The organism is Mycobacterium decipiens (genome assembly GCF_963853665.1).
GTDB classification, from domain to species: Bacteria; Actinomycetota; Actinomycetes; order Mycobacteriales; family Mycobacteriaceae; genus Mycobacterium; species Mycobacterium decipiens.
On record NZ_OY970459.1, the window covers coordinates 3,425,837 to 3,439,126 of the forward strand.

The 13,290-nt window shown below is 63.8% G+C and carries 8 protein-coding genes; 1 reads left to right on the forward strand and 7 read right to left on the reverse strand.

Annotated elements, in window-relative coordinates:
* Positions 1-68 precede the first annotated feature (68 nt).
* Positions 69-1,607 (reverse strand): phospholipase C, encoded by a 1,539-nt coding sequence (locus tag AADZ55_RS15105; protein WP_085327318.1) that lies wholly within the window; start codon positions 1,605-1,607, stop codon positions 69-71.
* 170 nt (positions 1,608-1,777) lie between these two features.
* Positions 1,778-3,316, reverse strand: a complete 1,539-nt coding sequence (locus tag AADZ55_RS15110) for a phospholipase C (RefSeq protein ID WP_085327319.1) — start codon at positions 3,314-3,316, stop codon at positions 1,778-1,780.
* A gap of 654 nt (positions 3,317-3,970) precedes the next feature.
* Between AADZ55_RS15110 and AADZ55_RS15115 the strand changes: the two genes are divergently transcribed.
* Positions 3,971-4,693 carry a GAP family protein gene (locus tag AADZ55_RS15115; protein WP_207569168.1) on the forward strand — a complete coding sequence of 241 codons (723 nt, stop codon included), beginning with the start codon at positions 3,971-3,973 and terminating at the stop codon, positions 4,691-4,693.
* On the opposite strand, the gene AADZ55_RS15120 is transcribed toward AADZ55_RS15115, so the two are convergent.
* The 5 genes from AADZ55_RS15120 to AADZ55_RS15140 all read right to left on the reverse strand — a co-directional run bounded on the left by AADZ55_RS15120 (position 4,690) and on the right by AADZ55_RS15140 (position 13,149).
* On the reverse strand, positions 4,690-8,706 hold the full coding sequence (locus AADZ55_RS15120; protein ID WP_165759459.1) for a protein kinase domain-containing protein: 4,017 nt from the start codon (positions 8,704-8,706) through the stop codon (positions 4,690-4,692). The two genes, AADZ55_RS15115 and AADZ55_RS15120, sit on opposite strands and share 4 nt — an antisense overlap.
* Positions 8,707-8,979: 273 nt before the next feature.
* On the reverse strand, positions 8,980-9,264 hold the full coding sequence (locus tag AADZ55_RS15125) for a WXG100 family type VII secretion target (RefSeq protein ID WP_085327321.1): 285 nt from the start codon (positions 9,262-9,264) through the stop codon (positions 8,980-8,982).
* Between the two features lie 14 nt (positions 9,265-9,278).
* The gene (gene esxJ / locus AADZ55_RS15130; RefSeq protein ID WP_085327324.1) at positions 9,279-9,575 is read right to left on the reverse strand and encodes a type VII secretion system ESX-5 protein EsxJ; all 297 of its coding nucleotides are present in this window, start codon (positions 9,573-9,575) and stop codon (positions 9,279-9,281) included.
* Between the two features lie 91 nt (positions 9,576-9,666).
* A complete protein-coding gene (locus tag AADZ55_RS15135) occupies positions 9,667-10,848 on the reverse strand; it encodes a PPE family protein (protein ID WP_085327325.1) in 1,182 nt (393 codons plus the stop codon).
* Positions 10,849-11,280: 432 nt separating this feature from the next.
* The gene (locus AADZ55_RS15140; protein WP_341286204.1) at positions 11,281-13,149 is read right to left on the reverse strand and encodes a PPE family protein; all 1,869 of its coding nucleotides are present in this window, start codon (positions 13,147-13,149) and stop codon (positions 11,281-11,283) included.
* Between the last annotated feature and the right edge of the window lie 141 nt (positions 13,150-13,290).

The following is a 13,290-nucleotide window of genomic DNA, read 5'->3' on the forward strand; positions in this document are numbered from 1 at the left end:
TTGGCTCACCACACCGGCTCTCCTTCGCGTATTCCAGCTCACCGTCGGGGCCATTCGCCAAATGTGGATCAGCAAAGTCCGCTGGGAATCCCTCGGGTGGGCGCGGTTTCTTGGGTGGGCATCGATTGCGGGAACGGGACTCGATAGGGAATTGCCGTCTTCGTCGTCGATCCCAAGACCACGTTGGGAACGCACTGCGGCAGCTTCGGAATCGCGTTCAGCCGCGGGTGGTCCAGATTGGGTTTCGACGGATTCGGCGGGGCGGCAAAGTTGAATGCCGACGTCATATCGCCGACCGTCGCGTCCCGCCAGGCGCTGATGTTGGGCACCGGGACGCCGAACCGCGCGCTGATCAATTTCAGCGTTGACGTGTGGTCAAAGACTTCATTGGCCATAAGTGGGCCGCGGCTGTAGGGCGAAATGACGAAACAGGGGACACGAAAGCCCAGACCGATCGGCCCGCGGATGCCACCGGACCCCGGCACCGAGTTGATGTCGGGGACCGTGACAAATTCGCCGGGAGTCCCGGCCGGCGGTGTCGGCGGTACGACGTGGTCGAAGAACCCGCCGTTTTCGTCATAGTTGACGATCAGCGCGGTCTTTTCCCACACCGCCGGGTTGGACAGCAAAATCCGCAGCACGTCGACGATCGCGACGGCACCGATGTTCACCGGGAATGCCGGATGTTCCGATAGCAGAAACCCGGGCAGCACCCAGGAAACCTTGGGCAGCCGGTTGGCTCTGACGTCGGCGGCGAAGTCCAACGGGTAGGTCGGTGCGATGCCAAACCGGGCCAGATTCGACCTCGGATCGGCGGCCTGCTTGAAGTCATTAACCAGCCCGTTGTAGCCGATGATGGTGTTGTTGATGGCCCCCAGCAACTTGTTCTGGTAGACCTTCCAGCTGATGGCGGCATCTTCGAGGTTCTCCGGCATGATGCGCCAGCTGTAATGCTGCAGCGGTTGGACGGTGGGTTCGATCAGCACCGGCCCACCGTTGGTGCCGGCGGGGTCGATCCAGGCGCTCATCCAGTACAGCCGGTTGGGGGTGGTCCCGCCCAGCAGCGAACAAAAGTAGTGGTCGCAAATCGTGAAGGTATCGGCCAGCAGATAGTGGATGGGAAGGTCGCGGCGCGTGTAGAAACCCATGGTCACCGGCACGTTGCCGGCCAGCGGACTGAACTGAGTCTGCGTTGGCAGCCAATTGTCGTTGGCACCGCCGTTCCATGACTGGTGCATGCCAATCCAGCTGTGGTCCGGGTCGTTGACGCATTCGCCGGCGACCAGCGGGCCCCGCGTGGTGTCGAAGCGGTACGGGAGGGTGGTGCCGGCGGGGTCGACCGCCTGCGTCATCGGGTTCCAGCCCTGCTGCGCGAATACCAGCGGCGGGGTGGTGTCGTCGAACCCACGGGTGTCAGAAAGCGTGCCGAAGTAGTGGTCGAAGGAACGATTCTCCTGCATCAACAACACGATGTGTTCGATGTCGGTCAAATGACCACCGCAGGGCCCGGCCCCGTAAGCCTTTTCGATTATCGGACCAGCCAAGGACAGGAATGCCCCAGCACTGGTGGCGGCGGCCGCTTTGGCAAAAAATTGTCGACGGGTCATTCCGTCGACTGGATGTTCGCTCCCCACGCGCCCTCCTCGACGGCCCCGTTCGGCCATTGCTGATCACGGTATAGTTACGCCCGCGATCAGCCATGGACATGCCGACCGGCGTGTCGTGGCTTGTGGCGGGATTTGCTCGCACATTGCGGACAATTCCACGACGGAGATATTCAGGTGCAGGGCCCGCTGGGAACCCCCCGGACAGGCGTGGTTTCCTGGGTCGGCATCGACTGCGGAAAGGGCACCCGATAAGGAATGCTCGGCAACGCGCCGTTCGTGGTTCCCAATACCACGTTGGGGATGCACTGCGGCAGTTTCGGCACCGCCGCCAGCAATGGATGACTCAAGTTAGGTCTGGTCGAATTCGGCGGAGTCGCAAAGTTGAACGCTGAGGTCATATCGCCGACCACACCGTCGCGCCAGGCGGTCAGGTTAGGAACCGGCACGCCGAACCGCGCGCGAATCAACTTCAACTGGGAGGTGTGGTCGAACGTGTCGGAGAGCATCAGGGGGCCGCGGCTGTACGGGGAAATGACCAAGCAGGGGACGCGAAAGCCAAGACCGATCGGGCCGCGGATGCCACCGGACCCAGAAACTGCGTCGATGTCGGGGACAGTGACAAATTCGCCGGGCGTCCCCGGCGGGGCGGTGGGCGGTGTCACGTGGTCGAAAAAGCCGCCGTTTTCGTCGTAGCTGACGATCAGTGCGGTCTTTTCCCAGACCGCCGGATTGGACAGCAATATCCGCAGCGCGGTCACCATGGACACCGCACCTAGCGCTACCGGCAGGGCGGGATGTTCGGACTGTAGGATATTCGGCACCAACCAGGAGACCTTGGGCAACCGGTTGGCCCTGACATCGTCCGCGAAGTCCCCAGGGTAGGTCGGGTTGATACCGTAGCGGGCCAGGTTCGACCTCGGATTCGCGGACTGTTTGAAGGCCTGCACCAGACCGTTGTTGCTGATTGGGGTGTTAATGAATCGCCCAAAATCCTTGTTCTGGTACACCTTCCAGCTGACCCCGGCATCTTCAAGGTTCTCCGGCATGATGCGCCAGCTGTACTCCTGCAGCGGCAGGAAGCCGGGCTCTACCAGTTGCGGTCCACCATTGGTGCCGGCGGGGTCGATGTTGGCGCTTAGCCAGTAGAGCCGGTTGGGCAGGGTGCCCGTCAGTGCCGAGCAATAGTAGCCGTCGCATACCGTGAACGTGTCCGCCAGCAAATGGTGGATCGGGATGTCCTGGCGCGTATAGAAACCCATTGTCATCGGGACATAGGGGCCCGCGCGGGTGGTCGCTTGCGCCGGTAGCCAGTTGTCGTTGGCGCCGCCGTTCCATGACAGGTGCATCCCGATCCACTGGTGCTCGGGGTCGTTGACGCACTCGCCATCCACGAAGGGGCCTCGGGTGGTGTCCAGGCGGAACGGAATGGTGACCCCGGCAGGGTCCAACGCCTGTGTCATTGGGTTCCAACCCATTTGTTGGAATGCTGGCGATGCGGTGTTGAACCCATTGGTGCTCGAAAGCGTTCCGAAGTAGTGATCGAATGAACGGTTCTCCTGCATCAACAGCACGATGTGCTCGATGTCGGTCAAATGACCACCGCACGGCCCGGCCCCGTAAGCCTTTTCGATCACCGGAGCGGCCCAGTCCATCAGGAACGCCGCGGCGCCTGCGCCGGTGAGCTTGGCCAAAAAGTCTCGGCGTGACATTCCGAGGAATGGGCGAGCGCTCACCTAACCTGCCTCCCTGCAAACACTCCAGATCACGTTATAGTTACGACGGTCATCGATCGCGATATGCCAACCGGCGTGTCGCAAGCGGATTTCCCTGGCAGCAAACGCAACTGCACTGTTTGGGCGCGGCGGGTGCCCCATGCCGTGATGTCGATCGGATTGCGCGGGCCGGTTGGAATTCACCCCGTCACGGCGCCGTCAAGGGGCCGGGCACCGACCTCCCAAACCCCCTGGGCACCAGCGGATGACGGCGTACACGCATCTGGAAAACACGGCCGTGCCGCACCCCGCATGGCGCTGGAACCGTTCGGGAGGGGCGCCGTCACCAAGACTGCCGCTGAGCCTCCTTGCAGCCGCTGGCAACCCCGGCGGCGAAAAAACTTATTGAATCCCACATTCCTAACGGAAACTTTATGGAGCCGATTTTCCTACCTCGTTTCGGCGCTTAAGGCACCGGATAGTTCGAGGTCAGCGACCGGCTATCGCGCCGTCGCCCATATGGCGATCGCCCGCCGATAATCTTACTCACGCGCCAGAAAGACAATCGGCTGTCGCACTCTGTCGCTATCGATAAATCAATATCCTATTTGGCGCAGACATAACCCGCGCCGCCGATGTAGCGTCCATGCCGTGTGGACCACGGTCCTGGTATTGGCTCTGGTGGCGACGGCTGACCCCGTCCGGATCGGGATCAGTGTTCTGTTGTCCTCGGGGCCCCGTCCGGTGCGTCATCTGGTCGCGTTCTGGCTCGGGGGCCTGGCAACGAGTATCGCCCTGGCTGTTGGTGTGCTCTTCGGGCTGCGTGACGTCACGCTTGCAGTGATGCACCGGGTGCAACTTGCCACCGCGAGCTCATCCGCCGGGCACATTCAAATCGCGATGGGTGTGCTGGCACTGCTGATCGCCGGTGTCACGATTGGTTGCTCGCCACGCCTGCGGGCGCGAGCCGCAGTGCCCTGCGCTCATCCGTCCCACCTGCGGGTGCTGACGTCGACCGCCGTGTCGAGATTGTCGACGCGAGCCCAGGACGCGCTGCAGACCAGGCCACTTCGGGTGGCGTTCATACTTGGCGTTGGGATGTTGGCGGACCTCAGGTTCTTGGCGGCACTCACCGCCATCGTGGCCTCGGGCGCCGCGGTGAGCACGCAGCTCACCGCGGCGGGGATGTATACCGTTGTGGCGCTGGCTTTTGTTGAGTTCCCGCTCGCCAGCCAACTGACGGCGCCGGCAAAGACCGGCCAGGTGCTGTCTGCGGTGCACTGCTGGGTGAAATCCCGCCGCCAACAGGTCTTCGCCGTCGTCATCGCCATGCTCGGGGCCTTCCTCATGGCCAGCGGAATGGGCCACGCCTAACCGAGCGCTTCGGCAACAGCCGCTTCAGCGCCGAGCCTGCTGCCTTGTTCGCGAAGCTCGGCCATCCGGTCCTCGCCAAGATGCTGACGAATCAGCATGTCCACCGCGCGCCGCTGCGAGGTCAACGTCCCGTAGCGAACGACCGAAATATCACCGCTGGCCCAGCTCTCGGCAGCAGCACCCAACCTTTTTGCGGCCAGCTCGTAGTCGCCGCGCTGCGCCGAGGTCCACGCCAGCAGCTCCAGAGCGAACGCAACGACAATCCGGTCGGCGAAGGGCCTGGACAGCCGCAATGACTCCAACTGCGCGGCCGCCGCCTGGTCGTAATCACCGGCGAAGTATTGGAACAAGCCCCGGGCGAACATCAGATACGCCAGATGCCATCGTTCACCCACCCGTTCGCAAATGGCAACCGCTTCCTGCCACATCCGCAGAGCGAGTTCCGCGTCGCCTGACGCCGCGAGTGCGGTGATCAACGCCGATGTGGTGGCGACGACGCCCTCCGGATCCTGTTCGGCCCGGTGGCACTGAAGCGCCCGCTGGTAGGCGGCGATTCCGGTGCTCACGTCGTTGCGACCGATCGTGGCCAGCCCGAGCACTAGGTTCGCGTATCCTTCGGCCGAGTGATCCCCGCACTGGGCCGCCAATTCGCATGCAGCACTGGCATATTGCTCCGCGATATCGAGATCGTTCTGGATCACCGCGGTGAAGCCGGCATGCCACAGCGCCCGCGCCCGAATCGAAGGGGCTTGAGCGTCGGAATCGGCGACCTCGACGAGCCACCGGCGACTCTCGGTCAAAGTGGTGCTGGCCAACCAGTAGTAGTGCAGGGACGTGACGATCCTCGCACCGATCTCGGCCAACCTGTCGTCACTCTGGCAGTACGCCAAAGCGGCACGGAGATTTTCACGCTTCTCGTGGACCTCGTTGAACAACTCGACCTGCCGCGCACTGAACCAGCCGCGGCCGAGTTCCTCAGCGATGCGCAAGTAGCGCTTGACGTACCGCTCAACAACTTCATGTCGATGGCCAGACTCCGCCAATCGTTCGGCCGCGTACGCCCGAAGTGTGACCAGCAAGCGATATCGCTGGATCCCATTTCGCGGCGTGCTGACCACCATCGATTTGTCGATCAGCGACGCGAGAAGCAAACGAACATCTTGGGCGCTCAACGACGGCCCGACACACAGCTCGACTACCGCCTCCGCATTGAACTCACCCGCGAAAAGTGAAGTAGCAAGCCATATTTCACGCTCACCGGGGGTGAGCAAGTGATAGCTCCAGTCGACCAGCGCCTGTAGTGTGCGGTGGCTTGGCTGTGCTGCGCTGCTGCCCGTGGAAAGCAACCGGAACCGATCCCTGATGATCTGCAGCAAGGTGGTGACTCCAAATGTGCGCAACCGGGCGGCAGCCAGCTCGATCACCAACGGCATGCCGTCGAGCTGGGCGCACAACCGGGCCACGTTCAATCGCTCCTGCGCCGTCATCGTGAAGCCGGGCACCACGGCCCTAGCCCGGTCGATGAACAACCGGATGGCCTCGTGCTCCATCAGGCGGGCGAGGGTGGCGGGATCGTCGTCGATGTCGCTGGGATCGGGCAATGACAGCGGTGCGACCGCGTAGATGTGCTCGCCGGCAATGCCAAGGACCTGCTGACTGGTCACTAGCAGTTGCAAGTCCGGCACCGCACTCAGCAGCTGCTCTATCAAGGGGCCGCAGACATCTATCAGGTGCTCGCAATTGTCCAGCACGATCAGCGCCCGGCGGGCGCCCAACGACCGGACCAACCGCCGGGCCAGGTCTTGGGTGGGGTTCTTTGCCGGCCCAGGCTGCTCGCCGAGCGACAGTGCATCGGCGATCACGTCGATGAGGTGATCGGCCTCGGGGACATTCCCCAGTTCGACGAACCAGACGCCGCCGGGGAGCGACGATTCGAGTTGGGTGGCAACGTGCACGGCCAGCCGGGTCTTGCCGACGCCGCCCGGACCGGTCAGCGTGACCAACCGGGCGTCCCCGCCCAGCAGTGCGATCACCTCATCGAGCTCGCGGCGCCGCCCGACGAACGTCGTCAGGGGTTTGGGCAGCTGCGGATGGGCGGGCAACGCATCAACTTCTGCGGGTATGCCGTCGACGCTCGTGGTTCGCATAGACCACCGCTCGTCGTCACGAAGCGAAGTCTGCAGCCCAACCACCGCGGCGGGTCCGGTCGATGTCGCAGGAATGGCCATCTCATCGGGCGGGATCCCGTGCTCGCGCTGCAGGCCGCGCAGCAGCGTTCCAAACTCCGCGGCACTGGCCGGCCGTATGACGGGGTCTCGGGCCATCACCCGCTTGAGGAGCTGCGCCAGGCCGGCCGGCACATCCCGGCCAAGCAGCATCGGGGGTTCATGAGTAGTGATCCGCAGGAACTGCGCCACCGCCTCCTCACCCGGCTGGCGTTCGAAGGCCGCGTGGCCGGCTACCAGGTTGAACAGTGTGGCGCCCAGACTATAGACATCGGTCGCGACACTCGGTGTCGCGCCGGCCAGCACCTCCGGCGCGGCAAAGGCCAGCGAACCGGTGACACTTCTTCCACTGCCGGTTTCAAATCCGCCCACGAGGCGCGCGATGCCGAAGTCGGTCAGTTGCGGTTCGGAGTATGCGGTGAGCAGTACGTTCGCGGGCTTGACGTCGTGATGAAGTATCCCGGCAGCGTGTGCGGTTTCCAGCGCGCCGGCCAGCTTTACCCCGACGCGTAGGGCCCAGGCCCAGTCGCACGCTCCGCCGCGCCGCACCAGAGCATCCAACGAATGCCCCGGATAGAACGGCATCACGAGGTAGGGCCGACCACTCGCGAGGGCACCGACATGCAAGATCGCGGCAATGTTGGGATGGCCGGACACCCGCCCCATCACATATACCTCGCGACGAAACCGCTCGTAGTTGGTGCGGTCGAAGCTGGTGGTCAGTACCTTTACCGCCACCGGGCGGCCCAGCTGCGGTTGTACACATCGATAGACCACGCCGAAGCCACCGCGTCCCACCTCGCTCACGTCGACGAAGCCCGCCTGCGCAAGTTCGCCAACAATTGAGTCGAACGGGTCCGCCCGCGCGGGATCTGGATCGAACTCGGTCGCGGTGCCCGGACGCCGGCGCGTTGTCGGCACGCGACCTCCGACCGAGTTGACCGAGCTTGCCGAGGCGCGCCGGCCGAGTGCTGCCGCAAAATCCCGGCACCGGCTGAACCGGTCGGCGGGCTCCTTGGACAACGCTTTCGCCATCACCGCATCAAGATGCGCCAACTCGGGGCGCCGCTCGCTGAGCCGGGGCGGACCGCCGCTCAGATGCCGGCCGATGACCGCCAAGGGATTGGCAACCTGGAACGGCGGGGCGCCGGTGAGCAGGTGAAAAGTGGTGGCGGCCAGCCCGTACTGATCGGCGCGGCCGTCGATACGTGCGCCCATCAGCTGCTCAGGTGCGGCGTAGGCCAGCGTTCCCAGCGCAAAATTCGTCGCCGTCAACCCACCGACATCGCCTAGTGGCCGAACGATGCCGAAGTCTGCCAACAGAATCTGCCGCCTGCCGTCAACCGGATGGGCGAGCAAGATGTTGGCGGGCTTGACGTCACGATGCAAGAGGCCCCGGTGGTTGGCATAGTCGAGCGCCTCTGCCACCGCGGTGACGATGGCGCACACATCGTCGGGTGGCATCCCGGCTGGAAACCGATCGCTCATCAGCTGTGCGGCATCGGTGCCATCGACGTAGCTCATCGCGATCCACAGCCGGCCTTCGAACTCCCCGCGATCATGCACCGCCACGATATGGGGGTGAAACAGCGTCGCGACCGTATCGGCTTCTCTGGTGAATCGCTCGCGGAAGTCGGCGTCAGCCACAAATTCCGCGGAAATGATTTTGAGGGCATCACACCGTGGCAGTCTCGGGTGCTGGGCAAGATAAACCTCACCGCTTGCCCCCGAGCCCAACAATCGGACAATGTGGTAGCCAGCGAATACGGCGCCGGTTGCCAGCGGCATGCAAGAAATCCTACTACCGCTGCGCATTGTCGAATCGAGAGCAAACCGACGAGTCCGGACCAATACGCCGACCAACGGGCTCGGCGAAAGTCTTAGCAGTGTAGTGCATTTCGCCCGAAAATGACCGCATCAGGGCAATTACCGCGCTCGTGCAGTTCCTGATTACTCGGCCGGGAGTACTCGGAGGTGTTGATATGCCGAGGGCGCGGGTAACACGACCCCCCGTGTTACCCGCGCCCGTGACCTCGCTCGTCGCAGTCAGCTCGTGAATAGCTAAGCCCAGCTAGATCCCACCGCGGAATCGGTTTGGGCCATGTTGCTACCGGCGCTCTGCACCTTTTGCCCGTGGGCGTTGGCCTGCTGATAGATCACCGAGAAATTGCGACCCAACGCGGTGATGAACTCCTGGCAGGCCACCGACCCGGCACCACCCCAGAAATCCCCGGCCGCCAACACGTCGCGCACAATCGCCTGATGCTCGGCCTCCAACGCCGCCGCCTGAGCCCGAATCATCGCCCCGTGGGCATCCACATCACCAAACTGGTAATTAATCGTCATTGCCCAAGCCCTTTCTAGCTGCTCAAAATCTGCTGCGACGCCTGCTCTTGCTGCTCGTAATTATTCGCGTCGCGGACCAACCCGTCGCGCACGCCGTGCAACATGTTCACAATATTGCGGAACGCCTGATTCATCTGAGTCATCGTGTCCAACGACGTCGCCTCAGCCAACCCGCTCCAACCGGCACCAGAAATGTTCTGCGACGACGCCCACATCCGCCGCGCCTCATCCTCAACCGTCTGCGCATGCACCTCAAACCGCCCCGCCATGGCCCGCATCGCATGCGGATCGGTCATAAACCGAGTAGCCACCACACCGCTCCCTTCCACAGTCGACTGATCACATCAATATCAACGTGCCCCAACATGGCCAACGGGAAGACCCCGACCGATCACCTCCGCCCTATCCGACCCCAACCCGCGGTACCACACTGGGCCGCGCCTGCACCACATTCGGATTTGCACCACCGCGGCCCATCATCCCGCCCGGCATGCCCGCCCCGGCACCGCCCATGCCCATCGGCATCGGCATCATCCCCATGGGGCCGCCGACCGCCGGCGCCTCAGCAGGCATGGCTCCCAAACCGGCCATCGCCGAGCTGGCCATCCGCGCCGGCATCGATCCCTCCCAGGTCGGCGGCACCGACATCGCTCCCACCAACCGCGCCTTACCCAGTTCCGCGGCCATTCCCGCCCCCACGCCGCCGGCACCGCCCAGGCCGTTCATCGGGGCGAGATCACCGGCAAACTTCGGCATATCCGCAGCGGCCAACCCCGCGGCCTCAGCACCAGCCAACCCGGTACCCATGCCCGCCGATTGCCCCAGCTGCATCATCGGCCCAATCAGCATGCTGGCCGGCATCGCCACCGCCTGCGCCGCCCCCATCACCGTCTCCACCGGCACCGCCGAGGCCACCGACTGCGCCCCGGCCACCACACCCGGCAACGCCGCCGCCGCACCCTGCGCGATCGGGGACAACGCGGCCGAGGCCGTCGTCGCCATCCCGGTCAGCTGCGCGCCAACCTGAGCACCGACCTGGGTCGCCAACCCCGCCAAATCCAGCGGTGGCGCAGCAAACGGCGTCAACGTCGCGGCCACCGCCGACGCTCCCGCGTGATAGCCCACCATTGCGCCCACATCCTGCGCCCACATCTCCACGTAATCGAACTCGGTGGCCGCAATCGCCGGCGTGTTCTGCCCCAAGATGTTGGTCGCCACCAACGCCCCCAGCAACACCCGATTCGACGTCACCGCCGCCGGATGCACCGTGGCCGACAATGCCGCCTCAAACACCGTCGCCGCCGCGCGAGCCTGACCCGCCGACGCCTCCGCCTGCCCGGCCGCCGCGCTAAGCCAACCCACATACGGCGCCGCCGCCCCCGCCATCGCCACCGACGCCGGACCCGCCCACGGCCCACTGGCCAACCCGGCAATCACCGAATCAAACGAGGACGCCGAGGCCCGCAAATCCGCTCCCAATCCCTCCCAAGCCGCCGCCGCCATGAACAACGGCCCCGACCCCGCACCGGCATATATCCGCGCCGAGTTGATCTCCGGCGGCAACCACGAAAAGTCCAAAATCATCACTACCCCAAACCAGCCAGCCGCATCAACGGCTCCGACCACCACTCGGTAGACACAAACCAACCCACGGGCGGATCGTAAGACAATCCACACCGAAAATCCGCAGTTTCACCAAAACCTTATTCATGAATTCGGCATGAGCGGCTGGCACCAGCGCATCACCTCCGCCGGCCGACCAGACAGGTGTCTAGACAACTGTGAAACATGGGCAACTGCCTCGGCTTGCGGACGCAGCGAGGCAGCCGCCGTGCCGGCCGGCGCCGCTATCCACGCCCGGACAGCTCGCGATATTCCCAGGTCAGAGGTTCGGGCCGCCGCCAGCCATCGACACGTCGCCCAGTGATCGTGCTAAGCCAACGAACGGCTAAACACCGATCGGGCGGGAACGACGATCTCAACTATGCCGCGCCACGAAACCCGACCGCACCGCTATCAGAACAAGTTCTTGAAGAAACCCGAAAGCCCAGTGCCCGTGACCAGCAGGCCGGAGTTGCCAGTCCCGAAATTGAAAAATCCCGAACTCACGACGCCCGTCACGTAAATACCGGTGTTGTTGACAGCCGCGTTATAGAAGCCCGCATTGCCGTAGCCGGTGTTGAGCACGCCTGAGTTACCGCCAAACATGCTTGTGGTGCTGGTGTTGACATAACCCGAGTTGCCGAAACCCGAGTTCTGAATTCCCGAGTTGCCATTGCCGGCCGGGTCGTTGTGCCCGAAACCGGAGTTTCCGGTGCCGACGTTGAAGAAGCCCGAGTTCGGGCCGGCTTGGGTCACCGCACTGAAGAAGCCCGTATTGAGGGTGCCGGCATTAAACCCACCCGTGTTGGTGTTACCCGAGTTTCCCAAACCAGTATTGACATCACCCGCATTGCCAAAGCCGGAGTTGATGTCGCCAGCATTGAGGAATCCACTGTTGCCGCTGCCCGAATTCCCAAAGCTCGAATTTTCGTTGCCGGCGTTAAAGCTGCCGAAGTTGTAGTCGCCCGCATCGAAAAAGCCGGTGTTGCCGGTACCGGCGTTGGCGAAACCTGTGTTTGTGCTGCCACCGCTCCAGAATCCCGTATTGACGTTGCCGGCGTTCCCGAAGCCGGTATTCCCGATACCGGAGTTCCCGAAGCCTACGTTGCCGGTACCGGAGTTGAAGAATCCGATGTTTCCGGTACCCGAGTTCCCGAAACCGAAATTTCCGGTACCCGAGTTCAGTCCGTGGATGCCGAACTGATTATCGCCGGTAATCCCGATGCCGAAGTTGTTGTTGCCCGTGTTCCCGAAACCAAAATTCCCGCTGCCGGTGTTGCCGAAGCCGATGTTGTTACTACCGGCGTTCCCGCTGCCCACGTTGAAGGTACCGGTGTTTCCGTTGCCGAAGTTCGTGTCACCGATGTTTCCGCTGCCCACGTTGGTATTGCCGATGTTGCCGCTGCCCAGGTTGGTGCTGCCGATGTTGCCGCTGCCCAGGTTTTGGCTGCCGAAGTTTCCGCTGCCCAGGTTGAGGTTGCCAACGTTGCCGCTACCTAGGTTGATGTCCCCCTGGTTGCCGCTGCCCAGGTTGAAGCTGCCGATGTTTCCGCTGCCCAGGTTGGTGTTGCCGATGTTGCCGCTGCCAACATTCGTGTCACCGGTATTTCCGCTGCCCAAATTGAGGGAGCCGATGTTGCCAAATCCGAAGTTGATGCCCTGTAGCGGCGGAGGCACGGCGGAGCCGACCGCTTCGGCGGTTACCGCCGGTGCGCTGGACTGTGTCGCACCACCTACCGGACCCGACAAACCCGGCAGCGAACCCTGCCACGGCGCCAACGCCGACGCCGCCGCCGATGCCCCACCGTGATAACCCACCATCGCGGCCACATCGGCGGCCCACATCTGCTCGTACACGCCCTCAGCCGCCGCAATCAACGGCGCATTCTGCCCAAATATGTTCGACATCACCAGCTGCACAAACGCGTTGCGATTGGCCGCCACCGCCAACGGATGCACCATGGCCGCCCGCGCCGCCTCAAACACACTGGCCACCGTCTTAGCCTGCGCCGAAGCCCCCGCGGCCCGCGCCGCCGCCGCACTCAACCACCCCGCATACGGCGCCGCCGCCGCAGCCATCGCCGCCGCCGCCGCCCCCTGCCACGCCTGACCCGGCCCCGCGATTAGGCCCGAAGTCACCGACCCAAACGACTCCGCCGCCACCCCCAACTCGGCCGCCAACCCATCCCAAGCCACCGACGCCGCCAACATCGGCCCCGACCCCGCACCAGAGAACATCCGCAACGAATTAATCTCCGGCGGCAACACCGAAAAATTCACCACGACCGCCCCTCCTCTAACGGAGTATTCTCAACCGCCCCCCCGCCCGTTACCACAAACGACACGCGGACAACCCCCACCGACCGCGCCACCCGCCCACCCAGCAACCACCCGGGTCCATCCGACAAGCCGACCGCACCACAC